Genomic DNA, 26277 nt, shown 5'->3' with positions numbered 1-26277 from the left:
CTCCCGGAGTCACGGCGCACCGGCCCGACACCACGCACCCACCTCCCGGCCACCCCGCGTTCACTTCCCGGTACTCCCGGGTCCATAGGTTCGAAACGCTTCCCCCATCGAACCGAAGGTACCTCTGTGTCTACGCCACGTCTTCGGCGGTTCAGCGGAGCTCTTGCCACAGCCACTGTGTGTGTGCTGGGCATGGGCCTGCTTGCTGCCACGCCAGCATCCGCCGCCCCAGCTCCCGGCATCCCGCCGCTCGTGATCACCGAGATCGTGGCCAACAATCCGGGCAACGACAACTTCGAGTACTTCGAGGTACACAACACGACGGCGGATGCCATCGACCTCGCGGCTGCAGGCATCACCTTCGCCTACTCGTATGTCGACTCCGATGACCGGGCCCGAGACGTCCCGCTCGCCGTCGACGGCGAGATGACCATCGCGCCGAACGAGACCGTCGTGTTCTGGCTGAGCTACACGACCGGTGCCGTCGACTCCACGGCATTCACGGTCGAGGGCTTCAAGGAAGCGGTCGGGGCGGATGCCGCCACGCGCGTCGTCCGCGTCACCGGGCAGAACGGCATGGCCAACGGGGGCGACCGCGGTGTGCGCATCCTCGGCGCCGATGGCATCGTCTCGTGGTCGCACTACCCGACCGGGTCGATGGGTGAAGACCAGGCCGTGCACTTCCGCCTGCCGGAGGACCCCGCGGACCTCGGCCTCGACGTGCTCGCACCCAACGCCGTCAAGAGCCCCGGCGTCGTCGACCCCGCCGCACTCGTACGCCCGGTGCCCGAACCCGACCCCGTGCCGGAGCCCGGCCCCGCCGCGAACTGGCCGCTCATCGTCACCGAGATCGCGCCCGACCACGTCTCGTTCGACAACTTCGAGTTCTTCGAAGTGCACAACACCACGAACCTCGACATCGACCTCGCCACGGCCGGCTACAGCTTCGCGTACGGTCCGGTCAGCTCAGACGACATGACCCCGGATGTTCCGCTCACCGCTGAGGAGAACCTCGTCCTCGGCGCCGGCGAGACTGCCGTCTACTGGCTCAGCTACACCAGTGGCAACGTCGACTCCTACGCCTTCACCGAAGCGGACTTCCGCGCCCAGTGGAGCGTGCCGGCAGACACGCAGGTCGTTCGCATCACCGGACAGAACGGAATGGCGAACGGCGGAGCCCGCGGCATCCGTGTGGTCCAGACGACGGATGTCGGTGCCGATTCGGTCAGCTGGTCGCACTACCCGGCCGGGTCGGTCTCGACGACGACCACCGCGCACTTCCGTATCCCAGGAGACATCGCCGAGAACGGCCTGACCCTCCTCGAGTCGGCGGCCGCCACACCCGGCGTCGTGAAAGACGAGGCACTCACAGCCCCGGACCCCGAGCCGACTCCCGGCTGGAACCCCAAGCCCGACCCGGCACTCACCACGACCCGCCTGCAGATCACTGAGCTGCTCCCTGACTCGACCAACGTCGGAGCCGCTGACGGTTTCGAGTTCATCGAGCTCTACAACGCCACGAGCAAGCCGATCGACTTCGCCGACTACACGGTCAACTACCTCTACCCGATCGACGTGACGAGCAACAGCAACGAAGTGCTCTGGCCGTCACAGCCCACAGACGCCGTGGTCGAACCGGGCAAGACCCTCGTGTTCTGGATCAAGAACGGACCGAACGACGCCCTGGGTGCCGACGCATTCAACGCCCAGTTCGGCACGAACCTCGAGCTGGGGAAAAACCTCGTCGAGATCTACTCCGCAGGAATGGCAAACGCCGCCCCTCGGGGCATCGAGATCCTCACCAATACCGGTTTCAGCGTCAACCGCGCCTACTTCAACATGGGCGCGACGGATGATTCCGTCGCCGACCAGGGCATCCGGTACGCCGTCACCCCCGAGGACCTCGGACTGCAGCGGATGCTCGGAATCACGTCCTCCACGCCCGGAACGATTCAGGAGGACCAGGTTCCTGCCGGCCTGATGATCGACCCGGTCGACACCACAGGACCGGTCGTCGAAGACCTCACCGCCGCAACCATCGACCCGGCCGCAGACTTCACCATCGAGCTCGACGCGACCGACGACGTGCAGGTGCGCACGCTGGAACTGGACCTCGCGAACAGCGTCGACGACGGCATCCGTTCGGTGAATCTCGTCGCCGGGACCGACGGCCTCTACCGACACGTCGTGAACGCCGCCGACCTCATCGGCAAGAGATGGTACGAGTACACCGTCACCGCACGCGACGGCTCGAACACGACCACCACCGAGACCCGGCGCGTGCCGGTGAACGGTGCGAACACCGACCCGGTCCGCCTCAACGTGACAGAGGGCCAGTACCTCGGCGGCGAGTCGACTGTCCTCGCGGCCGGTGACGACTACCCGAGCGAGCTCGAGCTGAGCATCGACGGCGACCCGGTCGAGTCGGCTCCGAGCCTCGAGAGTGCGCCAACCTTCGTGTTCGAGGCCGGCGGCGTCAACACGTTCTTCCAGAATGGCGTGCGTATCGGTGAAGACGTCTTGCGCATCTTCGACGACGGGCTGCCCACCGGCTTCGAGACGATCGTCACCCCCGTGCCGCTCGACTACGTCGTCGAGGGTGACGAACTCGTCGTGAGCATCTGGGCCGGTACGAAGGCCGCTCCCGAGATCGACCCCAACGAGAACAACGACGACTTCCAGGTCAAGGGCATGCGGCTCGTCCTCCCGGACGGCCGCACTCTCACGCCGGTCGGTTACGACGACCCGGCGCTCACCCTCAACATGGGCGACAGCGCAGGCAAGCTCGACTTCTACGACGCCCGGTTCGCCCTGCCAGCGGATGCTTTCACCGGTGAGGCGACGGTCTGGGACACGACCGCCACCACCGACGGCAGCCACGTCGTCTCGGCGACCGATGGAATCGACAGCCTCAGCCGCACAGTGATCGTCGACAACACCGCCCCCGAGGTCACCTCCTCGATCGTGGACGGCACGCCCTACCAGGGCGAGATCCGCATCGAGGCCGAGATCACCGACGCCGGTTCAGGGGTCGGCTCATACACGGCCACCCTCGACGGCATGCCGATCACCCTGCCCTACACGACCTCGTCTCTGACCCTCAACGCCGGCGAACACGCGGTGGTGATCGAGTCGACCGACAAGGTCGGCAACGTCACCCGGTTCGAGGCGACGTTCACCACGTTCGAGGAGCAGCCCACCGGCGGAGCGATCAGCCCCACCGAAGGCAGCGAGGTCGAGGCCGGCGACGTGAGCCTGTCTGCGCAGGTCGACGACCCGACCGGAGACATCCTCGACGTCTCGTTCCGCGAGGGCTACCGGCTCGACCTCGAAGACGGTGACGTCGAAACGCAGTCCGGTACGACACAGGATGCCGCGGCCACCGACCGCGAGCAGCCGATCGCCCTGAAGTCCAGCGACGTCGCAGCACTCGAGACGGTCGACGGTGTCGCCACTGAGATCAGCTCGGACGATGAGTTCCCGTACCAGCTGTTCGACGTCGACGTGCCGGCGGATGCCGGTGCTGACGCTCTCGTGCGGGTCTCGTGGGCGGGAACCGCGAACGCGAACGCGCAGGTGATCCTCTACGCGCTCACTGCAGACGGAGCATCCTGGACCGAGGTCACCCGCCACCTGACGACCACCGACGACGAGGCATTCACGCTCTCCGGTGTCGTGGAGGCAGGAGCCCACGCAGCTGACGGAAAGGTCAGCATCCTGGTGCAGCACTCCGAAGGCTTCGCAGCCGCTGACCAGACCGAGCGCGACTCGGCGGTCACCCCGCACAACGCGGCGGACGTACCGCGGTCGGAGTACGACTTCACGCTCGCGTGGGAGTCGGACACGCAGTACTACAACGCGCAGTATTACGACCACCAGGTTGCGATCCACGACTACCTGCTCGAGCGCCGTGAGGAACTCAACCTGCAGTACGTCTTCCACACCGGGGACGTCGTCGACAACCACCTGCAGCCGTACCAGTGGGAGAACGCAGACCCGCAGTACCAGCGGTTCGACGACGCCGGGCTGCCGTATGGCGTGCTCGCCGGCAACCATGACGTCGGCCACAAGGAGGTCGACTACACCTACTTCGGTCAGCACTTCGGTGAGGAGCGGTTCGCCGCGAACCCCTGGTACGGCGGAAGCTACGAGAACAACCGCGGACACTACGACCTGATGACCGCCGGCGGCATCGACTTCATCATGGTCTACATGGGCTGGGGCCCTGGCGATGCTGAGATCGACTGGATGAACGAGGTGCTCGCGGCTCACCCCGAGCGCATCGCGATCATCAACCAGCACGAGTTCATGCTCACCACCGGTGGGCTCGGCGCCATGCCGCAGCGCATCATGGACGAGGTCGTCGCGACCAACCCGAACGTGAAGATGGTGTTCTCCGGGCACTACCACGACGCGTTCACCCGGGTCGATGAGTTCGACGACGATGGTGACGGCGTCAACGACCGCAAGGTGCAGTCGATGCTGTTCGACTACCAGGGTCTGCCGGAGGGCGGGCAGGGCTTCCTGCGACTGCTGCACTTCGACAACGAGACCGGGCAGATGCTCGTGCGCACGTACTCGCCGTCACTCGACAAGTACAACTCCGATGAGGCGAGTCTGCTCGGGCCGGTTGAAGACCCGTACCTGTACCAGGAGTTCGAGGTCTCGTACGCGGACCTCGGCATCGCCCCGGCGACGAAGACGCTGGCGACGGATGCCTTCAGCGCCGAAATCCTGACGGCGAACGAGATCGCCGGGTTCACGGATGTGCCGAGCGGGTCCGTGCTGACCGCGACCTGGCCGCTCGAGGAGCTCGGAGAGCACGGCTGGTACGTGCGGACCGCTGACCCGCACGGTGCGGTCGACTACTCCGAGGTGCGCCTGTTCACGGTGATCCCGGCCGCGGTGATCGAGGAGCCGGAGGAGCCGACTGATCCGACGCCGGGTGGTGGCGGCTCCGGTCCTGGCGACCCGGCGGGCGGTGGCTCATCGCCAATTGGTTCGCCGTCCGGCTCGGGAGGCGATGACCTCGCCGACACGGGTGCCACCGCCGGGCCCGTGGGACTGATTGGGCTCGGGGCGCTCGCCGCCCTTCTGGCAGGACTCGGACTGATGCTGTTCAGGCGTTCACGCCGCCGGCATCCGCTGCCGTTCGACGAGTAGGCCGACAGCGGCTGTAGCGAGACCCTGCCAGTCCACGACGACGGGTGGGGGCGCCGTCCGGCACCCCCACCCGTGTTTCAGATCAAACGGCTACTCGACGTCGCCGTGCGAGTGGCCTCCGTCGCTGCCGACGGTGCCCTGAGGGCCGGCCGGAGCAGGCAGGCTGAGCCCACCCGGGACCTTCTTGCCGACCACGCCGTTCACCGACTCCGTCGAGTACGAGTACGCGAGCACGGAGAGCGCGATCGCGTCGATGTTCACATCGAGCGCCTCGATGCTGACATTGTCGATCGTGTCGCAGGCCTGGTGGTAGCACTGGTCGTATGACTCACCAGCGATGCCGCCCCAGATTGCCTGCTGTTCATCGGTCTTCACGACCTCGGCGCCTGTGAACAGACCACCGGCCGGAATTCCGTTGAGGATGAATGCCTCGTAGTCGCTACGACCGCTGAATTCGGCATCGTCGTATGGCTCGCCAACGCTCGTGAAGTAGCTCTCAAAGAGGTCCTCGATGGCGACCGATCCCGCGGGAACGGGAACAGGTGCCGGGAAGCCTGACTCGTCACCGTCGTACACCATGAAGATGTAGTTGGGCGAAGCGACCATGTCGAAGTTCAGGTACAGCGCAATGCGGTCCTTCTCCGCCTGGCTCAGCCCGGCAACATACTCCTCCGAGCCGATCAGACCGGCCTCTTCAGCACCCCACCACGCGAGGCGGACGGTGTTTTCGGGCTTGAGCTTCGACATGCTCTCGGCGAGTTCGAGCAGCGAAGCGGATCCACTGCCGTTGTCGTTGATGCCGGGGCCAGCCTGTACCGAGTCGAGGTGGGCGCCGGCCATCACGACGTTGTTGGTGTTCTTGCCGGGAAGCTCCGCGATGACGTTCTTCTGCGGTCGTTCCTCGGGCATGGGCACCATCACGCGAGCCGTCGAACCGGCCTGCGCCAGCGCGACGCCCTGCGGGTAGCTTGCGCCGACCACCGGGATACCGACGATGTTCGAACCGCCGAGGGTACCCACGATGAGGTCCTGGCGGGCGGCGGTGTCGTCGTCACCCGCGTTGAAGATGATGACGCCCGCCGCGCCTGCCGCCTCCGCGTTCAGCGCCTTGTCCCCGAATGGACAGGTGCCGCGCTGGACGAGCGCGATATTGCCCGGCGTGAAGCCTGCGAAGTCGGCGGCCTCACAGCCGCTGGTGTTGGTGTTCGGCGTGGTGAGCTGCACGTCGACCGGCGTGACGGCCGCAGTCACATTGCCGGGACCGCTGCCGGTGAACGGACCGGTGGGGTACGAGGCATTCACTGGAGTGAGTTGCTGGAGAGTGGACGGACCGACGAACGTGAACGGGAACTCGTCGATCGTGACGTTCCATCCAGCCGCTTCGAGAGTCTCGACGACGTAGTCGACGCTGGCCTCGTAGCCGGGGAGCCCGGCCGCGCGGTTGCCGCCGTTCTCATCGGCGATCGTCTGGAACGCCTCAAGATGCTCCATCGCACCGTCGGCATCGACGCACAGAAGAAGCTTCTGGACGGTGTTGTTGTTCCGGTTCTCGCAACTTTGGGCCTTGGGTGCGGCGATTGCGGCCCCGGTCGGAACGAGTGCGAAGGCGGCGACCGTCGCGGTAGCGACCATCACCGTCCGCGCTCGCCTCGTAAGTGTGGCAGTTGACTTCATTGTCTCCCTTTCACTCGGTACCCCCATGCGGGGCACACGTTGATCGAGAGCTTAGGTGGACCGAGCGCGCCGGGAACAGTCCCAATCTGAATCAGCGAGGGTTCAGATCAGCAACGAAAGCCCGGATGTCCGCCGCTACCAGGTCCGGCACCTCCAGCGCCGCGAAATGCCCGCCGTGCTCCTGATGCGTAAACCGCCTCACATCGAAGAATCGCTCCGCATACTCCTGCGGGGGATTCGTGATGTCCTTCGGGAACACCGCGACCGCGGTCGGTACGTCGATCTTCATCGACCAGCCACCGGCATCCGCCGCCCACTCGCCGCTGCCCGCGGCGCCCTCGCCGGCAGCAGCCCCGGTGTCGCCGAACCAGTCGGCACCCGTGTCGCCCCACGAGGCCGACCCGTCGGCATCCGACCAGTCGCCCATGCCTTCGTTGTAGTACCGCATCGACGAGCGGATGCTGTTGCGCAGCCAGTAGAGCATCACGTTGGTCAGCAGGTCGTCGTTGCCGATGCGCGTCTCGGAGTACAGCTCGAAGTGGTCGATCAGCCAGGCGGCGAGTCCGACGGGGGAGTCGCTCAGCCCGTAGGCGAGGGTGAGCGGGCGGGTCGACTGGATGGTCACGTACCCGGCGGAGGTCTCGCCCCATTTCTCGACGGATGCCACGAACTCCTTCTCGGCGTCCGTGGTCTCGTTCGCGTCGAGGAGGTACATGTTCGCGAACGGCACGTCGGTGAGGTGCAGCCCGATCACGCGGTCGGGGTGGGCGCGGGCGACTTCCTGGCCGATGGAGCTGCCCCAGTCGCCGCCGTGCACGACGTATCGGTCATAGCCGAGTCCCTCCATCAGTTCGGAGACGACCTCGGCGGCGAAGTCGGCATCCTGCTCGCCGGTGCCGGCCGCGCGCTGGTCGGAGAACGCGAACCCGGGCAGCGACGGCACGACCACGTCGAACGCCGGACCTTCGCCGCCGGTCAGCCGCTCGATCAGGTGGATGAACCGGTAGAACGAGTCCGCCCAGCCGTGGATCAGCACGATCGGAACGGCATCCGGACGGCCCGATTTCTGGTGGATGAAGTGGATGCCGAGGCCCTGGATGTCCGCGATGAAATGGTCGAACCGGTTGAGGTTCGCCTGCGCGGCGGCCCAGTCGTATTCGGTGCGCCAGTACTCGGCGAGCCCCTGCAGATAGCCGAGCTCGACACCGCGCAACCAGCCGCTCGGGGTGGCGTCGTTCGGCCAGCGGGTTCGGCTGATCCGATCGGTGAGGTCGTCGAGATCCTGCTGCGGCACCTCGATCGTGAATGGGCGGATGTTCATCGCGGGCTCCTTCCGAAACGGTCTGTGGTCCGAGCGTAGGCATGCATCCGGTCAGGTCTTGTCCGCATGAGGCCGCTGATCGAGCTTGTCGAGATCAAGGCGACCATCCTGCGCTATTCCGACCGTCCCGTGATCTCGACAAGCTCGATCGACGAGGCAGCATCCGCCCATCTCGGCCAACCTCCGGCAGGTCTCCGCCACATCGCGGCCCGACCGGTCGGAGCGTCGGACGCCGCCCCTACTCTGGAGGCGTGTCAACTTCCACCGCAGCGCCCACCCGACCGACGACGTTGAGCCCGCTGGTCCTCGTCGCGATCGCGGTGACGCTGCTGGCCTGGGCGAGTGCGTTCATCGTCATCCGAGGTGTCGGCCCCGACTTCTCGCCTGGTGCCCTGTCGCTCCTCCGGCTTCTGGTCGGCACGGCCCTGCTCGGACTCCTGCTCATCGGACGCCGCTGGGTGAAACCCACCGGCCGCGAATGGCTGCTCATCCTCGGTTTCGGCGTCGCCTGGTTCGGCGCGTACAACATCGCCCTCAACACCGCGGAACAGACGCTGGATGCCGGCACCACCGCCATGATCGTCAACCTCGCGCCGATCCTCGTCGCGCTGGGCGCCGGACTGTTCCTCGGCGAGGGCCTGCCGAAGTGGCTCGCCATCGGTGCAGGCGTCGCTTTCATCGGCGTGATCCTGATCGGGATCGGGGCGCGGGATGCCACGGGCGCACTCGATCCGATCGCTGTGCTGTGGGCCTTGCTGGCGGCCCTCACCTACGCCGCAGGTGTGCTGTTCCAGAAACCCGCGCTCAAGCGGTTGCCCGCCGGGCAGGTGACCTGGCTCGGCTGCGCGATCGGCACGATCACCTGCCTGCCGTTCACGGGACAGCTCATCGCCGACGTGCAGACCGCACCGCTGCCGTCGATCCTCGGCGTCGTCTACCTCGGAGCCGTCCCGACCGCGATCGCGTTCAGCACTTGGGCTTATGCCCTGTCACGCGTGCCGGCGGGGCAGCTGACGATCTCGACCTATATCGTGCCGCCGCTCGCGATCCTCATGGGGATGCTGTTCCTCGGCGAACTCCCGGCGCTCATTGCGATCGTCGGCGGCATCCTCTGTCTCGTCGGGGTGGCGCTGACGAGGCGGCGGCCGCGGGTGCGGGCCACCACGCTCGTCGAGTAGGCCGCTCCCGACCGCACCGGGACCCCACCTCGCGGGGTCCCGATACGTTTTCATCGCTCGCGGCAGCGGCGTGTTCTACTCCACCTCGAAGTAGAACCGCTCCCCACCGCCGAACGAACTCCCATACTTCAGCGCCCAGTACCCACCGGACGGGTCATCGGTCGGAATCGCGATCACGACGTTGCCCGTCCCGCTCTCGTCCGGATCGAGCTCGAACAGCACGTCGAGGGTCGGTTCCGGCGCCAGTGCGAACGCGTCGAACCGGGTGAAGGAGTCTCCGTCAGGCGTGACGTACTCGACCGTGACGTCGATGGCCGGCGCGACGGTGGTGTCGGCGAGGGAGGTGAGCTCGACGGTGACCATCGCCCACTGCATCCCGGCCGGGGCATCCGGATTCAATTCGATCGCCGAGACCTCGTCGGTGGCGTCCAGAACGGATGTCGAGATCGTCGCCGCGTAGACCGGGTCGCCGGACTCGTCGGTCAGGTCGACGACCGTGCCGAGCGGGTGGACGTCGACGACGGTGTCGGTCGGTGACGGCGCCGGCTGCTCGGAGACGTCTGTCGGTTGCGGGGAGTTTCGCGTGGCTTCGTCGACGGCGCCGGACACGGCGAAGATGAAGCCGAAGGTGTAGACGAAGACCATCACGAACGCGATCACGAGCGAGAGCGCGGAGAGGATGGTGCCCCACGCCGCCATCCGCCGTGGCCGGTCGACGAGCGCCAGGCCGACGATGCCGAGGATCACGCCGGCGACCCCGACGAGGAACGCGCCGAAGTTGACGAACGGGATGAACGCGATGACGATTCCGCAGATCCCGAGGATGAGGGCGGCGAGGCCCGCGCCGTTGGTCCGTTTCGGCGGGGTCTGACCGGCGAGGGTGTAGCCGTACGGCGGCTGCGGTTGCGGCGGGTAGAAGTCCGCCGCGTTGTACGTCGGTGGTTGCTGCGGGGGCGGAGGCTGCGGTGGATACTGCTGCGTCGGGTAGTTCGTCGGATACGACGGGGGAGGCGGCGGATACGGCGGCGGCAACTGCTCGGTCGGGTACTCCGGCGGCAGTTGCTCGGTCGGGTACTGCTCCGTCGGGTTCGGCGGCGGCGTCGCCTCAGGTGGCTGCGGCGTCGTCGCCTCAGGTGGCTGCGGCGGCGTCGCCTCAGGTGGCTGCGGCGTCGACTCCGGCGGCTGCTGTGGCTGCTGTGGCTGCTGGGGTGTGGAGTCCGCCGGTCCGTACGGGCTCTCCGGTGGGTTGGTCATGACTTGAGTGTCCTCCACAGTTCCGCGAACGTCGAGGGGGAGTCCACCGAAGTATCCGCCCTAGGACGGATCGAAGAAGTACTCCGCAGTGCCGGTTTGTTCGCTGCCGTACTGGATCGACCACAGGCCGCCCGTGGCATCCGTTGTCGGGATCGCGACGATCACGAATGCCGTCCCGCTCTCGCCGAGGGCGAGCGTGCGCTGCAATTGGGAGAGGTCGTGTTCCGGCGGCACTGCGTAGGCGTCGAGGTCGCTGTAGTACTCGCCGTCGGCGGCGATGTAGTCGACCGCGATCGGCTCCGACGGCAGGTTGGATGCTGAGAGAACCGTGAGGTCGACCGTGGCCATCGCCCACTTCATCCCGGCGGGTGCCTCGGCGCTGCCGCCGTCTGCAGTGATCACGTCGCCGGCATCGAGAACGGATGCCGACACCGTCGCCTCGAAAACACTCGCACCGTCGGCGTCGGTCAGGTCGACGAGGGTGCCGAGCGCCAGCGGGACGATCGGCTCGGAGGTGTACCGGCTGGACTCGCCGCCCTGGGCGTCGAGGGTCGAGTAGTCGATGGCGTTGCCGAAGAGGAACATCGCCCCGAAGGTGTAGACGAAGATCAGGATGAACGCGAGAACCATTGACACAGCCGAGAGGGTCAGGCCCCACGCGGCCATTCGGCGTGGGCGGTCGGCGAGGACCAGGCCGATGATTCCAAGGATGACACCGGCCGGGCCGAGCAGGAACGCGAAAAAGTTGACGAACGGGATCAACGCGATGATGACAGCGACGATACCGATGATCAGGGCGGCGAGCCCCGGGCCGTTGCTGCGCTTCGGTGGGGTCGGCCTGACCACCGTGTAGCCGTACGGCACCTGCGGCGGGTGGAACAGGGCATGCGGCTGAGGTGGGTTCTGTCGGGTGGGGTCCGCTGGTCCGTATGGGCTCTGCGGTGGGTTCGTCATGCTCTCGAGTCTGCCGTACCGGCGGCACCCGCCGTCGACCCGGCGGACCGCCAGTTCGGGTGGCCCGCCGCGCCCTCGCTAACTCCGTCGATCGAGCCCAACTCCGTCGATCGAGCCCAACCCCGTCGGTCGAGCTTGTCGAGATCACGCCACGCTCGACCTCACATCCGCAGCGCCCCGTCCTGCACCAGTGCGAACACGACAACCGCAACCAGCCCGAACATCACCACGAAGATGAACGCGACCGCGATGGTGTACCGCGACACCCGGCGGGTCCGCTTCGGCGCGGGGTTCTCCGAATCGTCCGGATGCTCCGTTGCATTGGTCACACGACAAGAGTGCCGGTGGCGACGTGGCTGGTCGAGAACCGCCACGTGAACTTTTGGTGACTCGACCCGCCCGCACCGTCGGATGTCGTCGAGCTCGTCGACGGCGTCAGCTGCGGTCAGCGCGAAGTTTCGAGGTGACGGGCTCCAGCAGCTCTCGAAGCGAGTCCGCTCCGCCCGGCGGAAGCAGGTCGAAGAGACTCTCGCGGACGAGGGCAACATGCCCGGGGAATGCCGCGCGTACCCGCTTCTTCCCGGCCTCGGTGAGAACGGCGAGCACTCCTCGCTCGTCGTCGGCGGATGCCACGCGCGACACAAGGCCGGCCTTCTCCAGCTGCGTGACCTGGTAGGTCAGGCCGCTACGTGAGTGAACGAGAGCGGAGGCCAGGTCCCGCATCCGGACGCCGTCCGGCGCTTCGAGGAGCTGCGCCAGGATCGAGAACTGCACCGGAGTCAGCTGATGCTCGGCGAGCTGGGAGGTGATGGCGCGTTGGACGAGGTCCCCGGCGACCACGAGCGCGAAGTACGCGTCGAGTTCCCCTTTGGCGAGTTCCTGTGGCATCTGATCAGCATAGGAGGTTCCACTTCGAATCAATTCGGCAAGATCGGAATAATTCGAATTGGAACGAGTTATACCCGTCATGGGGTCGTTCGAATCCGAACGACCCACTAACGAAGGGTTTCTCATGCACATCGCCATCCTCGGAACCGGCCACATGGCCACCACACTCGCGGAGGGGTTCCGCTCCGCCGGTCATTCGGTGACCTTCGGGTCACGCAGCCCCGAATCTCACCCCGAACTCGCACCGGATGTCAGTGACGTCGCGTCGGCGGTCGACGGGTCCGACCTCGTTGTCAGCGCGCTGCAGGCATCCGTTGCCGCCGAGGTGCTGTCCTCGCACGCCGAGCTGCTCGCCGGGCACGTTCTCCTCGACATCGGCAACGCGGTGACGGAGCGCTTCGAGCTGATGTATCCCAACGGAAGTCTCGGTGCCGTGCTCCAGGAGGCTCTGCCGCGCACATCGGTGGTCAAGTCGCTCAACACGCTGGCGGGAACCCTCACCGTCGCTCCTGACTCAGTGAGTGGCCCCACGTCCGTCTTCCTGTCGGGCGATGACGCACACGCGAAAGCTCTCGTGTCTGGCCTGCTTGTCGACCTCGGCTGGCCCGTGGAGCAGCAGATCGACCTCGGCGGTATCGAGACCGCGCGCGGGCCGGAGCACTACTTCCTCCTCTTCGCGGGGCTGATGCAAACCCTCAGGAGCCCGAACTTCAACATCGCCGTCATCCGCTGAGAACACGAGCGACCCCCGCTGGTCGAGTAGCGACGAAGGAGCGTATCGAGACCCGCCGCACATGGATCTCGATACGCGGCCTCCGCTGCGCTTCGGTCGCTACTCGATCAACGGTTCTGCTGCCGTCAGCCGCTCACGGCGCCCACGCCGGTAGGCGGTCGGGCTCATGCCGTACGCCCGCGAGAATGCCGTGCTGAACGTGAATGCGCTGCTGTAGCCGATCTCGGCGGCGACGGTCGCGGTCGTGGCATCGCTGCCGACCAGCCGATCGGCCGCCAGGGCGAGACGCCAGCTGGTCAGGTAGCCCATCGGCGGCTGCCCGACCAGCGAGCTGAAGCGGGCTGCGAGCTTCGCGCGTGACACGTGCACCCTGTTGGCCAGTTCGGCCACGGTCCACGGTGTCGCGGGCTCGTCATGCAGCAGCGACAGTGCCTGGGCGACGACCGGGTCGCCGAAGCCGGCCACCCAGCTGGCCACGGGCGAATCGGAGCGACGGCCGAAAGCGCGCACAACCTGCATGAGGAGGAGGTCGAGCAGGCGGTCGAGTGCGCTTCCCTGCCCCAGGTCTGATGCGGAGAGTTCGCGTTCCAGGAGCGCGACGAGCGTGGCATCCGTTTCGTGCTCGTCGAAGATGGCGATCCGTGGCAAAGCGGATGTCACGAGCTGGCCCACGGCTGCTTCACTCGGGTAGGTGCCGATGAGCATAACGGTCTCGCCGGCTGGGTCGTTGCCCCAGGTGCGCACGCCCTGCCGCATCGTCGTCTCGAGGTTGTCGCCGCCCGGTGTGCGGCATACCTGGTCGGTGTCGATGATCACCGTGGGTTCACGGTCGGGCCGGTCGCTCAGGCGATACGGCTCCGGGCCGCGGACGGTTGCGATCTGCCCCGGCCTGAGGCGTTGAGGGGTGCCGGAACTCGGAACGAGCCAGGAGTCTCCGCGCACGGGCACGACCAGCGTCAGGGCGGCCTCGTCACGCACATCGATGGCGAAGGGCGGCGCCATCACCACCCGCAGGGTGAAGGCGTCACGCGCGCGGGGTTCGGTGAAGAACTGGGTGAGCGGGTCCATGCCGCGAGTTTAGACGATGGCGCATGGAACCGAGACGGAAAGCTATTCAACGTCCATTCTATGGCGGGCAGGATCGGGCCATGACCACAACGAACCCTCTTTCCCCCGTCCTCATCACCGGCGGTACCGGTCGCACCGGCGCCCGCATCACCCGCCGTCTCGCCGAGCGGTCAGTCCCCTTCCGGGTCGGTTCCCGCCGCGCTGAGATCCCCTTCGACTGGAACGATTCCTCCACCTGGCCCGGCGCACTCGACGGGATGAAAGCGGCGTACCTCTGCTACAGCCCCGATCTGGCATTCCCCGGCGTGCCCGAACTGATGAGCAGCCTCACCGCCGCTGCTGCTGACGCCGGAGTTCAGCGGCTTGTGCTGCTCTCCGGCCGAGGCGAAGACGGAGCGCACGCGGCCGAAGAGGTCGTGCGATCGGCCGGGCTTGAGTGGACGATCCTGCGCTGCTCCTGGTTTGCGCAGAATTTCAGTGAGCACTTCCTGCTCGGACCGGTGCGCCGGGGCAGGCTGATGCTGCCGGCCGACCCCGGCATCCCGGAACCGTTCCTCGACCTCGATGACCTCGCTGACGTTGCCGCCGACGCGTTCACCAGTGACGATCACGTGAATCGGATGCGTGAGCTCACCGGCCCGAGACTCCTCACCCTCCCTGGGGTGGCGGCTGAACTCGCGGCCGCGACAGGCCGCAGGATCGAATTCGAGCAGTGCTCTCCTGAGGAGTTCGTCGCCGACCTGGGCAACGACGGGGTTCCCGCCGAAGATGCGTTTCCGCTTGCGGAGCTCGTCACCGAGATCTTTGACGGCCGCAACGCTTCGCTCACCCCTGATTTGCGCGCGGCACTGGGCCGGGAACCCACCGACTTCAGGAACTATGCCGCCCGCGTCGCCGCGACGGGCATTTGGGATTCGGTCGTCGCTGTGGGTGCGCGATGACCGCGTGGATTCCGCTGGTCGCGGGCGTCGGCTCGGCGGTGACCGGTGGTTTTCTCCTCGCGTTCTCGGCGGTCGTGATGCCGGCGCTCCGGAGCCGACCGCCGGCCGAGGCAAGCGCCACCATGGTCGCGATCAACGAGAAGGCGGAGCGCATCCCGTTCACGGGAGTGTTCCTTGTGACTGCGGTGGCATCGGTCGTCACCATCGTCACCGCGGTGGCGGACCCTGAGCCGGAATCAGCCCTGCGGGTCGTCGGCCCTTCTTTGTATCTGGCCGCCGTCGTGTCGACGATCGTCGTCAACGTGCCGCTCAACCGGCGGCTGGCTGCAGCGGGCGCCGACCGTGAAGCGTACTGGCCGCGCTTCGAGCGCGTGTGGATTCCGTGGAACCACGTGCGAACGGCCCTGTCGGTCGCTGGCGCAATCGCGCTTCTCGTGGCATTTCCGTAGCTGCCCCTCCCGCTGATCGAGCTTGTCGAGATCAAGACCCGAGCGTGTATACCCACTCGACGGAGGAGGCGATGAACGCGATCAGCGAGCCCACGACCAGGAACCCCCACCCGAACGCCTGGCGGTCGAACGACTCTGAGGTCCACTTTTCGGCAGGCGTGAGCGGGTCGCCCGATTCCCGGATGTGTTGCTTCAGGAGCGTCCGTCGTTTGCGTAGTCGCCAGCGTGGCACTTCCCGATATCTGCGACCGCGTCCATTGCGTACGACACGGTTGAGGTCCGATTGGGAATCTTCGAGAGAACGGATGCCGTTCTGTAGCGCGATCACCATCTGGAACACCGTGCCGATGAGCACCAGCAAGGAACCAAGCGCTATGGCGAAGAGAATCATGCTTGAACGATTGCACAATGGTCGAGGATCCGCTTTGCCCGACCCCGCTGATCGAGCCCGCCCCGCTGATCGAGCTTGTCGAGATCTCCCCGCCGCGCTGATCGAGCCCACCCCGCTGATCGAGCCCACCCCGCTGATCGAGCCCACCCCGCTGATCGAGCCTGTCGAGATCGAGGCGTCCCCGAGGGCCTCTACTCAGCCCCGTCCGCCCGCAACGTCGTCCCCGCCCGCTCCTCGAGCAGCTTCGCCGCAAGCAACTCCCCGTCAACCGGGCCGAACCGCTCCAGCGCCTCTCGATGCATCCGTGCCACCAGGGTCGACAACTCGAACGGCGTCCCGGTGCGACCGGCGAGGTCGGTGAGGGTGTCGAGTTCCTCCACGACCCGGTCGATACCGAACGACTCGAGGTAGTTCCCGGCCAGGAGCGCGCCGAGGTGGTGGTCGATGAACGCACTGCCGCCCGGGCTGTTGCCGAGCACGGTGCGCAGCGTGCCGACGTCGAGGTTGAGCGCCTTGCCGAGCAGAAGCGCCTCGGACACGGCGACGGCCTGCCCGAACCACAGCAGGTTGGCCAGCAACTTCGCGGTGTAGCCGGCGTCGACGGAGGCCCCGACCCGCGAGAGCCGACTGCTATCCCCGAGCGTCGCGAGCAGCGGCTCGACCCGCGCGAACGCCTCGTCCGTCCCGCCGAAATAGAAGCCGAGCGTTCCGGCAGCGGCTTCGGCGATCCCGCCGCCCATCGGTGCTCCGGCGCCCAAAACCCCGCGCTCGGTGGCCTGCCGTGCTGCTTCGGCCGCCAGCCGGGGATCGTTGCTCGTCAGGTCCAGCCAGCATGATCCGGGTCGCATCGCCGCGAGCGCGGCATCCGGTCCGAGCATCACCGCCTCGAACTCCCGCGGGCCAGGCAGCACCGTCACGAGAATGTCCACGACGGATGCCACCTCGCGGACCCCCGAGGACGCGATCGCCCCAGCCGAAACGGCTCGATCCATCCGTGCGTCGACCACATCGAACACCCGAGCCCTGTGCCCGGCGGCCAGAAATCGTTCGGCAATCGGAAGACCCATCCGCCCCAGCCCAAGAACACCGATCGTTTCGCTCATCTGGAACCCCTCCCGCACTCGACGGAAACACCTTATCCAGCAGCCGCGTCGACCGGTATCGTCGTGGGATGCACCCCTTGGGCGAGTACGCCACCTCCGTCGTGCGGTTGGAGGCGGACTACGCCGGAACAGTGCTGTGGTTCATTTATGACGTTCCCTACGAGGTGACGCACCTGAGCGCAGATCTCATTCGCGATCTCGAAGCGTGGGAGGAGCTCTTCAACGGCGCCCTCACCGAGGATTTCAAATGGCGGTCGGATGAGGTCCATCGCCACTTCATTGACGAGGGCCGCCGCCTGGCACAGCTCCTCGCCGGTGAGCTCGGTGAGGCGTTCTCGATCGAGTTCAAATCCTATGAAGAGGGATCGAGGAGGAACCGGTTCCACTCGTCGGGTCCTCCGGGCAACCCGGATGCCGCGGCAGCCTTCACCGCCTTGGCGGACGCGGAGCGCGAGGAATATGAGAACTCTCGGCGGAGGCTCGGGTCGAAGGCATCTCGTAAACCCGGTCGCAAGGCGTATCGAAAGTCCGGTCGGTGAGTGCTCCTCGCTGGTCGAGTAGCGACGAACGGGCGTATCGAGACCACCCCACTCCAGGCCTCAGGCTCTGAGCTTCAACCGCAGTTCGGTAGGACTGGCCTTGTCGATCTCGATGATCGAGTTTCGCGACTTCAGGAAGTCGGAGAACTGACTGTAGCCGAGCGGCCGCTCTTGGAAAGCGGGATCCATCCGCCTCATTTGGAGCTTAACCGCCGAGGCGTGCTGCCACTCGAGGTCATTCTTGGCCAGCAGTTCCAGGGCGCGGCGCAGCAGCACGGTGGCTGCTTTCTTCCCGCCGGGCTCAGCGGATACCGCGGGCTCGGAAGTAGGGCTGACGGACGCCTCCTTTTGAGCGGAAGCGGCGGGATCCGTCGCCGGTGTCGCGACGAAGGTGGCATCCGTCACGGCGGTGGCCTCAGCCTCCGAGTCGAGTGACCCGATCCCAGGCAGCGTGTCGTAGTCGGCGTACTCGTCGCAGGAGGCGGCGAGTGAACTGCTGGTCGCACCGGAGACGCCGATGCCGATGACGTAGCGGTCGAGACGTTTGCAGCGCTGGGCGAGTGGGATGTAGTCGGAGTCGCCGGCGACGATGACGACGTGGGTGAGGCCCTTGAGACGGAAGCTGTCTTCGATCACGTCGACGGCGAGGCGGATGTCCGCGCCGTTCTTCAGCGACGACACGGTCGGAAACAGCTGGGTCAGGTCGACGGCACGGCTGATCAGCTGACGCTGGTAGCCGGCGTTGACGTTCGCGGACCAGTCGGCGTACGCGCGGCTGATCACGATGGTGCCGAAGGAGGAGGCGTAGTCGAGGATGGCGCCGACGTCGACGGTGGCTTCGCGGATACGGGCGACGATGGCGGGGTCGGCCTTGCTGTTGTTCGTGAAGAGGTTGCGGACGCCGTCCTTCTTGAACTGTCCGTTGCCGTGCAGTTGGTTATAGCGGGAAATGACGATGTTGTCGAAATCGATGTAGACGGCGACACGGTCGCGGGATGCTTTGGCCACGCGGCTCAGGCTCCGACGACCGTGGTCGAGCTCGACGACGCGGCAGCAGCGATGAACCACAGGGCGGTCGTGCCGACCGAGAGGGCGATCACGATGTAACCGAGGATCAGACCGGTGAGTGCGCCTCCGCGTCCGACACCGTTGCGGCGGAAGTTGTTCAGACCGACGTGCCCGAAAACGATGGCGAGCACCGCGGGCAGGAACGCGACGAACATCATGAAAAGGCCGAAGATCGGGATGGGGATCCAGATGCCAAAGACGATCGCGACGATGCCGAGCACCAGGGCGGTGACGGCCATGCCGTTCGACGGTGGCCTCACGACCGACTGGTAGATGACTTGCTGCTGGGGGTATGCGTACTGGCGCGGATCACTCACACGTTCCAGACTGGCAGCGCCGGAAGTCCGGCGGCAGCACCAGTTTGGGGCCTAAAGACGTGACATCCTCATCCGAGGAGTTTGGCAAGTTCAGTTGGTGTGATCCAAGGTGATCGGTGGATCATGCGGTGGCAATTCGAGCAAACAAGAGCCAAATCGGAGAGCGAAGTCTTCACTGGCCCAGAATCGTGCAGGGGGCGGATGTGGTGCACCTCAATATAGCCAGCGCCGCGGCCACCGTATGCAACCTCAAAGTCGAAGTCACAGACTTCGCACGCCACCGGGATGCCAGATCTCTTGATGGCGGCTATCTTGGCGGCGCGGAGTTTCGGGTCTCTTTCCCTTCTGAAGTGTGAAACAGCAATCGCAGCACCCTCATCTGCCATGAGCTCACTGTCCGGGTCGTCCGGGGCGATAACGGGCCGACCCGAGCTCAGAACCGCGCGAATGACCTCGGCTTTCTCGTGCATCACCGATGGCTCCGCAAGGAATCGCTCTAGGACGGCAACATCCTGTGAGGTGCCGTTAGTGGGTTTGCCCGCGTACTCGGGGTGTCTGGTGGCTATGTCATAGGACTTGCGCTGGATTGAGGCCGGGCTTCGAAACCGATCGGGCAGGTTCACTCCCGGATGGAGCTGTCCAGCTGAGAGTAAAGCGGACAGTTCTATGGCCACAGGCGTCGTTTGGCGGAAACCCGACCAGTTGTTCGCTCGCACGGCATCCGCAACCAAGATGACTTCATCCTTGAGCCAATCAACCATGTGGCGATCCTAATGCTTGAGCGGCGTCTCGGCTGGTGGCCCGTTGCAGAGAAACTAAGACGCCCGCACCCACGTTCAGCTGCTGATGTACCCTCGCGACATGAGTGAACAAACCACACCCGCCGACCTGTCGCGAGAGCTCGGTGTTCCCGCGAGGACCATACGGGAGTACCTGCGCTCGAAATACGGGACCCTGCCCGCCTTCATTTCCCGGTGGCACCTAACCGCGGAGCAGGCCAGCGACGTGCGCAAGCGCTTTCGCGAATAAGGACCTGGGGGCAGTTCATCAAAGCTCGCGCGGGCGGACGAAGTTTTACGCGAGCATCTCCCGTACCATCGGAATCACTTGCGTGCCATACAGCTCGATGCTGGTCATCAGTTGCTTGTGCGGCATCGTTCCGTTCGCGTACTTGAGGTCGAACCGGTCCAGCCCGAGCGTGCTTGCCGTTGCGGCGATCCGCCGCGCGACCGTTTCCGGTGAACCGGCGTAAAGCGACCCGTGCTCGATCTCGGTGAGGTACTCCGCCTCGGTCACCGGCGGCCAGCCGCGCTCGGCGCCGATCCGGTCGCGGTTCTTCTTGAAGTGCGGCCAGAGCTGCTCGCGGGCGAGCTCGTCGGTCGCGGCGATGTGTCCGGGGGAGTGCGCGCCGAGCGGCATCCGCGGCAGTCCCAGCTGGTCGGAGGCCCGCCCGTACAGTTCGACGTACGGCAGGAACCGGCCCGGGTCTCCGCCGATGATCGCGAGCATCATCGGGATGCCGGTGCGCACCGATCGCACCACGGACTCCGGTGATCCGCCGACACCGATCCACGCGGTGAGCCGGCCGGACTCGGTCTTCGGGAAGACGTCCTGGTCGACGAGCGGGGCGCGGTAGCTGCCGGACCAGGTGATCGGCTTCTCCTTGAGCAGCTGTACGAAGAGGTCGAGTTTTTCGTTAAAGAGGGTCTCGTAGTCGGCGAGGTCGAAGCCGAACAGCGGGAATGACTCGGTGAATGAGCCGCGGCCGAGGATGACTTCGGCGCGGCCGTTGCTGGCGGCATCCAGAGTGGAGAAGCGTTCGAAGACGCGGATCGGGTCGTCGCTGGAGAGCACGGTGACGGCGGTGCCGAGGTGGATGCGTTCGGTCTGGCCCGCGATCGTGGCGAGCACCATGTCGGGGGCGGAGATGGCGAAGTCGTCGCGGTGGTGTTCGCCGAGCCCGATGAAGTCGATGCCGACCTGGTCGGCGAGCACGCCCTGGGCGATGACGTTGCGGATCACCTGGGCGTCGCTCTGACGCTCGCCGTCGTTGTCGACGGTGACGTCGCCGAAGGTGTCGAGTCCGAGTTCGAGGTGTGTCATTTGTTGTCCTTCGAAATGTCAGCACAGATGTGTCGACAGGCGCAACCATGCGCCACCGAGAGACATTCCCAACTTCGCCGTCTGACGGGACCGTGTCTCTCCGAGGATTTCGCGAGCCGGCGCAGCGAATTCTTCAACAGGCGTGCATCATCTCTCAGGCGGAAGTGGGAACGCCGCGATGCGAGGGCGCAGGGCAACTATCGTGCTCGCGGTTGACTCGATTTGGACGCTTGTCGGTAGCGTCGGGTACGGTGGCCCGCACACGAAGATGTGGGAGAATTCATTTATGGGACGTGCGATCGAACTGACAGCAAAAGTCGTCCCGGAAGTCAGCCAGCGTGCGCCGGAGCTCGATCTTGGACTTCCACCACGCATCGTCACGAGAAGGCCCAGACGGTCGAACGGAGCCGGCCAAGTCTTACAGGCCGTTGCGGAATTCCATATGTCGTTTGATCTTCCGGTGGCAACGAGGCCTCAACAACATCTAGATGGCGACCTCGCAAACTTGCGTATCGAATTGCTTCGCGAAGAGTTCGAGGAGTTCAAGTCGGCGGTCGAGCGTGAAGACATCGTCGCAATTGCCGACGCTCTCGGTGACATCGTGTACGTCGCCTATGGATCCGCGCTGACCTATGGGATTGACCTCGATGCCGTGTTGCGCGAAGTCCATCGAGCCAACATGAGCAAGCTGGGGCCCGACGGCCGACCGATCATGCGGGAGGACGGTAAGGTTCTCAAACCCGGCACCTACACTCCGCCGGACATTCGACGAGTCCTGCTCGATCAGCCGCCACTGTTCTTGGATTAGTGGCCGCGCTTGCCGCTCACCCCCTAGTGTTTCCCATATGGCGAGCGAACTCACTCCGGTTCATGCCTGGAGTAATCCTTCCGTGCAGGGGTTTGCAGGCGATCGCGACCCCTTAGAAGTGGCACACGGCGTCGCGACCGAACTTTCGGCTCGCGCGATTGGCTGCGGAGCTGCCGGTCCACCAGTCGATGTCTTCGCGCTGGCCGAATGTCTCAACATCGGTTTGGTCCCGAAGGACGATCTCATCGACGCGCAGATCAGCAGCGGTGCGGGTCATCAGATGGTGATCGAGTACAACCCGAACCGGCCTCGGGGTCGACTTCGATTTAGCATCGCCCATGAGATCGCTCACGCCCAATTCAGTGACGTGCTTGATCAGCCGCGCCATCGCACTGCTGCCGGTTCGCTGCCTGATGTAGGGGAGTCGGACGACTGGGAGCTGGAATTACTTTGTGACGTTATTGCGGCGGATCTCTTGCTTCCGGCACAAGCGGTTGAGGGAATCCTCGCTGTCGACCCAGACATCGACTTCCTAATGGGGATCCGTAGAAGGTGGGACGTCTCAACCGAGGCACTTCTTCGACGCGTGACGGCTGCCACGCCACGGCCTCTTCTTATGATCGCGGCGTCCCGCCCGGCCGATGCTTCGGGCGACGTAGTGAGAGTTGATTACGTGCAGCGATCCGCGTCGGGCAACACGATGCTTCCGGACCTTGATCACGGCAATCGATTGCACGGCATTGGCCCCATGTTGACGTGTACGGCTGTGGGCCAAACTGCAAGGTCGACCGTGGGTTTCGGGGGCGAGGAATTGTTCGTGCAGGCAGTCGGAATCCCGGCGTATCCAGGTCGACGGTGGCCGCGCATTCTTGCCCTGATAGAGCCGTCCAGTGTGCGGTTGGCAGTGCCAAACCTCGAGCACGTGAGTGGGGACTTGCTGGACCTGGGCGAAGCCGAAGGCAACGTGGTGATCGCTCACGTTGTATCTGACTCCGTCCGCGGCTGGAGCCGGTTCGGCCTTGCAGGTGCTCTGACTCGAGCATTTCCCGATGTGGCAAGCTCATACCGAGCATGGACCTTGTCATCTTCGGAGAATCTCCGACTCGGCTCGGTGCACTACATCGAAAGATCGAGCGAGGCACAGCAATTCGGCATTGCAAGCCTCGTTGCACAAGAGGGGTACGGGCGCGGTGAACCGGTTAGGTTGCAGTACGACGCACTCTCAGAAGCACTCGATGAGCTCGCGAATATTGCGCATCGAATCCATGCCACGGTCCACGTTCCTCGTCTTGGTGCGGGCCAGGCTGGGGGTCGCTGGGACAGAATCGAGGCACTGCTGAGTGCCAAACTCGCCAACAGGGGCGTCAAGGTTGTTGTGCACACCCTCTCTTCAAGCAACGAGAAACGAGCGCGATGAGTACACGGATGGACGCAGGCGCTGCAACGCAATCCAATGGACCCCGCGTCGTCGTTCTGAGCGGGCCGGTCGGTTCCGGAAAGTCGACACTAGGGAAGAAGCTGGCCGACCGATTCGCTGTCGACTACATCCGAACCCAGGAGTTAATGGGAGATATTGCAGCGCGTCGGGGCGAGGCTCTCTCCCCCGATCGGCGCGCAATGCAGAAGTTCGGGGAATCACTTGACGTAGACACGGGTGAACGTTGGGTAGCCGATGGAGTGTCTGAATTCATAGCTCGCGGTGACGCGCAGGGAAGCCTGGTGGTCGTCGATGCAGTTCGGACCGTCGGGCAAATCGAGGCCCTTCGAGACGCCTTCCCTGCCCGCGTAGCGCATATCCACGTTTACGCCCCTGGGGACGTGCTCTCTGAGCGATATCGTCGCCGGACGGACAGCGGCCTTACTGAATTGGGGAGCTACGCGGAGGTCGCAGAGAACCCCACCGAAGCCAATGTGACGACCCTAGCCTCCGACGCGGATGTTGCGATAGACACGGCCCGCAGCACGGAGCAGGATGTCCTCGCCCGAGCTATCGCGGCTCTCGGCCTTGCCTCGTCACGCGATGAACGCCTAGTCGACGTCTTCATCGGTGGTCAGTACGGGAGCGAAGGAAAGGGGAACATTGCGTATCATCTCGCGAATGAGTACGACATTCTCATGCGCGTAGGCGGGCCGAATGCTGGCCATATGGTGCCGACTCAGCCGCCGTATATCCATCGGCTCTTGCCGTCAGGTTCGCTGGGGAATTCTCAGGCGCTCCTTCTAATCGGTCCCGGTGCGACCCTCGCACTAGATGTACTCATGCAGGAGATTGCTGATTGTCAGGTGGAGGCGGGCCGACTTTTCATAGACCCACAGGCCATGATCATTGAAGAAGATGATTTACAAACCGAACGCGGTCTCGTCGCAGGGATCGCGTCTACTGGCAAAGGAGGGGGCGCCGCTGCCGCGCGCCGAATACTCGGGCGGCATGGTGGAGGGACGCCACCCGTTCGACTTGCCCGGAATGTGCCTGAGTTGGCCGCGTACGTATCACCAACGTCGGTGATCCTCGAGAAAGCTTTTCGCGAGCGGAAGCGCGTAATGCTGGAGGGAACTCAGGGAACGCTTCTGAGTATCTACCACGGATTCTACCCGTGGGTCACAAGCCGGGACACGACTACCTCCGCGTGCCTGTCCGAAGCGGGAATCGGCCCGCACCGGCTGCGACGAGTCGTAATGGTTGTACGGACATATCCAATACGGGTGGGCAATCCGCCTGAGCTGACTTCGGGTTCGATGTCACAGGAGATCGATTGGTCGATCGTCGCCAGCCGATCGGGCCTCGATGAAAGCGAACTTCGCGATCGCGAGAAGGGTTCAGTGAGCGGTAACAGGCGCCGAGTCGCAGAGTTCGACTGGGACCTCCTCCGTCGTGCCGCTGAACTGAATGGTGCCACCGATATCGCATTGACCTTCGCCGACTATCTCGATGCGGCCAACCTGAACGCGCGGCGATTTGAGCAACTCGCGACCGACACCATCCATTTCGTTGAAGAGGTAACACGCGTCGCGGGGGCTCCCGTTTCGCTCATTTCTACTGGCTTCGATACAAGAAGTCTCATTGACCGAAGGGAATGGTGAGCCAAATTTTGGACGTTGAGCACCTAATCGAACGCCATCCGCAGCTTTTCCACATGGCGGAAGCCGGGAGCTGGCCCACAATCAGGGAGTATGGTCTCCTCACGACTGAGGCCGTCGTGAATTCGGCTGCGCTGTCAGATCTCCAGACGAGAGCCATCCTCGAGGAGCGACGATCGCGCTCCGTTGAACTCGATCATCCGGCTCTTGGGCGGGTCGTAATACGCGACCAAGGTCCTCTGAATCTCATCCATCTAGCCCCGAAACTGACGGACATGACCGTTGAACAATGGCTCGCCGCTCTGAATTCGCGAGTTTTCTTCTGGCTGCACCCCGCGAAGCTTCAGCAGCTACTAAATGCCAGGCGATATCGAGGAACAGAACACGACGTGATCACCGTCGACACGCGTAGCTTGTTGGAGTCCGTCGGGGACCGAGCGCGCCTCTCTGCCATCAATTCCGGCGCTGCCCTCTACCCCAACGCGCCGGCCCGAGGCTCCAACACGTTTACTCCAATCGCCGATTATGACTACGACACCCAGCGGCGGCGGCGAGGCTCAATCGACGCTGTCGTGGAGTTGGCTGTGTCGGACGGCGTGCCCGATTTGTTGGATCACATCGTCACGGTGCAGCGGATGCAAGGTGACACAGTTATCCGAACGCTCGAAACCGGCTGAGGATCGATGGTCTGAGGCGGACTGTGCCCACAGGCGGACTTCTGCCGCGCAGATAGTGAAGTGTCCGCATCCGGTGTGGTGCGTCAGTCGGGGACCTAACCCCTGATGCGCTAACTCAAGCTATGCGAAGACGAAATCGACTCTTTATGTGTGGTGCGCTTCGACATTGTGTGGTGCGATTCGACTTGAGCCAGTTCACACCTTAAGGAGTGAGGGCGATGCCGCTACAGATTCCAGGGGGAAGGTCAGCGATCGCCGGTATCAGCTTCTGGCGAGATCGTTCCCGGTCAAGTCGTTCTCGCGCCCCGGGGTGGGGAGGACCAGTCGGACGGGATCCCCGGACACTGAAGAGACACGAGCCCGATACATCACACGGACAAGCCAAGCAGACGGCGGAGGACCCACACGATTCGCGCCACAGAGAATAGGGAAGCAGAGCCGAACCACAGAAGGACCAGCGAGGGGACCCAAGGCGGGCACCCACTGGGCGTAGCTCCTGCTATCGGAGCGACGGGCTCAAACCCAATCGCCAAGATCGCGGCTAAGAATGTAAGCAGGAGATTGGGTAAC

At 64.9% G+C, this 26277-nt stretch carries 24 protein-coding genes; 11 read left to right on the top strand and 13 right to left on the bottom strand.

The annotated features are described in order from the left end of the window. Nucleotides 1-126 precede the first annotated feature (126 nt). Entirely contained in the window at nt 127-5163 is a 5037-nt protein-coding gene (locus AC1M0F_RS13270; protein WP_480238724.1) for a lamin tail domain-containing protein, read from the top strand. A gap of 90 nt (nt 5164-5253) precedes the next feature. Here AC1M0F_RS13270 and AC1M0F_RS13265 read toward each other — a convergent pair whose 3' ends face one another. Beyond that, nucleotides 5254-6837 carry a M28 family metallopeptidase gene (locus AC1M0F_RS13265; protein ID WP_480238723.1) on the bottom strand — a complete coding sequence of 528 codons (1584 nt, stop codon included), beginning with the start codon at nt 6835-6837 and terminating at the stop codon, nt 5254-5256. A 91-nt stretch (nt 6838-6928) separates the two neighbouring features. Further along, nucleotides 6929-8158 (bottom strand): epoxide hydrolase family protein, encoded by a 1230-nt coding sequence (locus AC1M0F_RS13260; RefSeq protein WP_480238722.1) that lies wholly within the window; start codon nt 8156-8158, stop codon nt 6929-6931. A gap of 251 nt (nt 8159-8409) precedes the next feature. On the opposite strand from AC1M0F_RS13260, the gene AC1M0F_RS13255 reads away from it, so the two are divergent. After that, nucleotides 8410-9336 (top strand): DMT family transporter, encoded by a 927-nt coding sequence (locus AC1M0F_RS13255; protein ID WP_480238721.1) that lies wholly within the window; start codon nt 8410-8412, stop codon nt 9334-9336. Between the two features lie 75 nt (nt 9337-9411). Here AC1M0F_RS13255 and AC1M0F_RS13250 read toward each other — a convergent pair whose 3' ends face one another. From AC1M0F_RS13250 to AC1M0F_RS13235, 4 genes are all read right to left on the bottom strand, one after another. Then, nucleotides 9412-10590, bottom strand: coding sequence for a hypothetical protein (locus AC1M0F_RS13250; protein WP_480238720.1), 1179 nt, complete (start codon nt 10588-10590; stop codon nt 9412-9414). 60 nt (nt 10591-10650) lie between these two features. Further along, nucleotides 10651-11544, bottom strand: coding sequence for a hypothetical protein (locus AC1M0F_RS13245; RefSeq protein WP_480238719.1), 894 nt, complete (start codon nt 11542-11544; stop codon nt 10651-10653). 161 nt (nt 11545-11705) lie between these two features. Then, nucleotides 11706-11873, bottom strand: coding sequence for a hypothetical protein (locus tag AC1M0F_RS13240; RefSeq protein ID WP_480238718.1), 168 nt, complete (start codon nt 11871-11873; stop codon nt 11706-11708). Between the two features lie 106 nt (nt 11874-11979). After that, entirely contained in the window at nt 11980-12432 is a 453-nt protein-coding gene (locus tag AC1M0F_RS13235; RefSeq protein ID WP_480238717.1) for a MarR family winged helix-turn-helix transcriptional regulator, read from the bottom strand. A gap of 124 nt (nt 12433-12556) precedes the next feature. On the opposite strand from AC1M0F_RS13235, the gene AC1M0F_RS13230 reads away from it, so the two are divergent. After that, nucleotides 12557-13165: an NADPH-dependent F420 reductase gene (locus tag AC1M0F_RS13230; RefSeq protein ID WP_480238716.1), complete on the top strand. Its 609-nt coding sequence runs from the start codon at nt 12557-12559 to the stop codon at nt 13163-13165. 99 nt (nt 13166-13264) lie between these two features. On the opposite strand, the gene AC1M0F_RS13225 is transcribed toward AC1M0F_RS13230, so the two are convergent. Further along, nucleotides 13265-14233 (bottom strand): AraC family transcriptional regulator, encoded by a 969-nt coding sequence (locus AC1M0F_RS13225; RefSeq protein WP_480238715.1) that lies wholly within the window; start codon nt 14231-14233, stop codon nt 13265-13267. 80 nt (nt 14234-14313) lie between these two features. On the opposite strand from AC1M0F_RS13225, the gene AC1M0F_RS13220 reads away from it, so the two are divergent. Together AC1M0F_RS13220 and AC1M0F_RS13215 are read left to right on the top strand one after the other, a co-directional pair. Further along, on the top strand, nt 14314-15174 hold the full coding sequence (locus tag AC1M0F_RS13220) for an NAD(P)H-binding protein (protein ID WP_480238714.1): 861 nt from the start codon (nt 14314-14316) through the stop codon (nt 15172-15174). Then, entirely contained in the window at nt 15171-15623 is a 453-nt protein-coding gene (locus AC1M0F_RS13215) for an anthrone oxygenase family protein (RefSeq protein WP_480238713.1), read from the top strand. Before AC1M0F_RS13220 ends, AC1M0F_RS13215 begins: the two co-directional genes overlap by 4 nt. A gap of 31 nt (nt 15624-15654) precedes the next feature. Here AC1M0F_RS13215 and AC1M0F_RS13210 read toward each other — a convergent pair whose 3' ends face one another. After that, complete coding sequence (locus AC1M0F_RS13210) at nt 15655-16014, bottom strand: hypothetical protein (protein ID WP_480238712.1); 360 nt, start codon at nt 16012-16014, stop codon at nt 15655-15657. A 191-nt stretch (nt 16015-16205) separates the two neighbouring features. After that, nucleotides 16206-17117 (bottom strand): NAD(P)-dependent oxidoreductase, encoded by a 912-nt coding sequence (locus tag AC1M0F_RS13205; RefSeq protein WP_480238711.1) that lies wholly within the window; start codon nt 17115-17117, stop codon nt 16206-16208. 68 nt (nt 17118-17185) lie between these two features. Here AC1M0F_RS13205 and AC1M0F_RS13200 point away from each other — a divergent pair, with 68 nt between their 5' ends. Then, complete coding sequence (locus AC1M0F_RS13200) at nt 17186-17656, top strand: hypothetical protein (RefSeq protein ID WP_480238710.1); 471 nt, start codon at nt 17186-17188, stop codon at nt 17654-17656. A gap of 60 nt (nt 17657-17716) precedes the next feature. Here the strand turns inward: AC1M0F_RS13200 and AC1M0F_RS13195 are convergent, their stop codons facing one another. The 3 genes from AC1M0F_RS13195 to AC1M0F_RS13185 form a co-directional block, all read right to left on the bottom strand. Next, nucleotides 17717-18664 (bottom strand): NYN domain-containing protein, encoded by a 948-nt coding sequence (locus tag AC1M0F_RS13195; RefSeq protein ID WP_480238709.1) that lies wholly within the window; start codon nt 18662-18664, stop codon nt 17717-17719. A gap of 5 nt (nt 18665-18669) precedes the next feature. Continuing rightward, the gene (locus AC1M0F_RS13190) at nt 18670-19041 is read right to left on the bottom strand and encodes a DUF4190 domain-containing protein (RefSeq protein ID WP_480238708.1); all 372 of its coding nucleotides are present in this window, start codon (nt 19039-19041) and stop codon (nt 18670-18672) included. Between the two features lie 68 nt (nt 19042-19109). Next, nucleotides 19110-19802: an HNH endonuclease gene (locus tag AC1M0F_RS13185; RefSeq protein WP_480238707.1), complete on the bottom strand. Its 693-nt coding sequence runs from the start codon at nt 19800-19802 to the stop codon at nt 19110-19112. A 100-nt stretch (nt 19803-19902) separates the two neighbouring features. Between AC1M0F_RS13185 and AC1M0F_RS13180 the strand changes: the two genes are divergently transcribed. Further along, complete coding sequence (locus AC1M0F_RS13180; RefSeq protein WP_480238706.1) at nt 19903-20070, top strand: hypothetical protein; 168 nt, start codon at nt 19903-19905, stop codon at nt 20068-20070. Nucleotides 20071-20115: 45 nt separating this feature from the next. On the opposite strand, the gene AC1M0F_RS13175 is transcribed toward AC1M0F_RS13180, so the two are convergent. Further along, nucleotides 20116-21144, bottom strand: a complete 1029-nt coding sequence (locus AC1M0F_RS13175; protein ID WP_480238705.1) for an LLM class flavin-dependent oxidoreductase — start codon at nt 21142-21144, stop codon at nt 20116-20118. Nucleotides 21145-21430: 286 nt separating this feature from the next. Between AC1M0F_RS13175 and AC1M0F_RS13170 the strand changes: the two genes are divergently transcribed. From AC1M0F_RS13170 to AC1M0F_RS13155, 4 genes are read left to right on the top strand one after another with little or no spacing between them, the layout of a single operon-like run. Further along, complete coding sequence (locus tag AC1M0F_RS13170) at nt 21431-21952, top strand: pyrophosphohydrolase domain-containing protein (RefSeq protein WP_480238704.1); 522 nt, start codon at nt 21431-21433, stop codon at nt 21950-21952. Nucleotides 21953-21989: 37 nt separating this feature from the next. After that, nucleotides 21990-23369, top strand: a complete 1380-nt coding sequence (locus tag AC1M0F_RS13165) for an ImmA/IrrE family metallo-endopeptidase (RefSeq protein WP_480238703.1) — start codon at nt 21990-21992, stop codon at nt 23367-23369. Between the two features lie 8 nt (nt 23370-23377). Next, nucleotides 23378-25033 (top strand): adenylosuccinate synthetase, encoded by a 1656-nt coding sequence (locus AC1M0F_RS13160; protein ID WP_480238702.1) that lies wholly within the window; start codon nt 23378-23380, stop codon nt 25031-25033. Continuing rightward, on the top strand, nt 25027-25707 hold the full coding sequence (locus tag AC1M0F_RS13155) for a DUF7002 family protein (protein WP_480238701.1): 681 nt from the start codon (nt 25027-25029) through the stop codon (nt 25705-25707). The genes AC1M0F_RS13160 and AC1M0F_RS13155 overlap by 7 nt, the downstream gene beginning before the upstream one ends. The last annotated feature ends 570 nt before the right edge of the window (nt 25708-26277 follow it).

The organism is Mycetocola sp. Y719 (assembly GCF_056713205.1).
This window is presented reverse-complemented; position numbering and strand designations above follow the sequence as displayed.

Bases quoted from the DNA above. Each gene is read 5' to 3' on its own strand.
- AC1M0F_RS13265 (WP_480238723.1), bottom strand. From the start codon at position 6,837: ATGAAGTCAACTGCCACACTTACGAGGCGAGCGCGGACGGTGATGGTC.
- AC1M0F_RS13260 (WP_480238722.1), bottom strand. From the start codon at position 8,158: ATGAACATCCGCCCATTCACGATCGAGGTGCCGCAGCAGGATCTCGAC.
- AC1M0F_RS13250 (WP_480238720.1), bottom strand. From the start codon at position 10,590: ATGACCAACCCACCGGAGAGCCCGTACGGACCGGCGGACTCCACACCC.
- AC1M0F_RS13245 (WP_480238719.1), bottom strand. From the start codon at position 11,544: ATGACGAACCCACCGCAGAGCCCATACGGACCAGCGGACCCCACCCGA.
- AC1M0F_RS13235 (WP_480238717.1), bottom strand. From the start codon at position 12,432: ATGCCACAGGAACTCGCCAAAGGGGAACTCGACGCGTACTTCGCGCTC.
- AC1M0F_RS13230 (WP_480238716.1), top strand. From the start codon at position 12,557: ATGCACATCGCCATCCTCGGAACCGGCCACATGGCCACCACACTCGCG.
- AC1M0F_RS13225 (WP_480238715.1), bottom strand. From the start codon at position 14,233: ATGGACCCGCTCACCCAGTTCTTCACCGAACCCCGCGCGCGTGACGCC.
- AC1M0F_RS13220 (WP_480238714.1), top strand. From the start codon at position 14,314: ATGACCACAACGAACCCTCTTTCCCCCGTCCTCATCACCGGCGGTACC.
- AC1M0F_RS13215 (WP_480238713.1), top strand. From the start codon at position 15,171: ATGACCGCGTGGATTCCGCTGGTCGCGGGCGTCGGCTCGGCGGTGACC.
- AC1M0F_RS13210 (WP_480238712.1), bottom strand. From the start codon at position 16,014: ATGATTCTCTTCGCCATAGCGCTTGGTTCCTTGCTGGTGCTCATCGGC.
- AC1M0F_RS13205 (WP_480238711.1), bottom strand. From the start codon at position 17,117: ATGAGCGAAACGATCGGTGTTCTTGGGCTGGGGCGGATGGGTCTTCCG.
- AC1M0F_RS13200 (WP_480238710.1), top strand. From the start codon at position 17,186: ATGCACCCCTTGGGCGAGTACGCCACCTCCGTCGTGCGGTTGGAGGCG.
- AC1M0F_RS13185 (WP_480238707.1), bottom strand. From the start codon at position 19,802: ATGGTTGATTGGCTCAAGGATGAAGTCATCTTGGTTGCGGATGCCGTG.
- AC1M0F_RS13180 (WP_480238706.1), top strand. From the start codon at position 19,903: ATGAGTGAACAAACCACACCCGCCGACCTGTCGCGAGAGCTCGGTGTT.
- AC1M0F_RS13175 (WP_480238705.1), bottom strand. From the start codon at position 21,144: ATGACACACCTCGAACTCGGACTCGACACCTTCGGCGACGTCACCGTC.
- AC1M0F_RS13170 (WP_480238704.1), top strand. From the start codon at position 21,431: ATGGGACGTGCGATCGAACTGACAGCAAAAGTCGTCCCGGAAGTCAGC.
- AC1M0F_RS13165 (WP_480238703.1), top strand. From the start codon at position 21,990: ATGGCGAGCGAACTCACTCCGGTTCATGCCTGGAGTAATCCTTCCGTG.
- AC1M0F_RS13160 (WP_480238702.1), top strand. From the start codon at position 23,378: ATGGACGCAGGCGCTGCAACGCAATCCAATGGACCCCGCGTCGTCGTT.
- AC1M0F_RS13155 (WP_480238701.1), top strand. From the start codon at position 25,027: ATGGTGAGCCAAATTTTGGACGTTGAGCACCTAATCGAACGCCATCCG.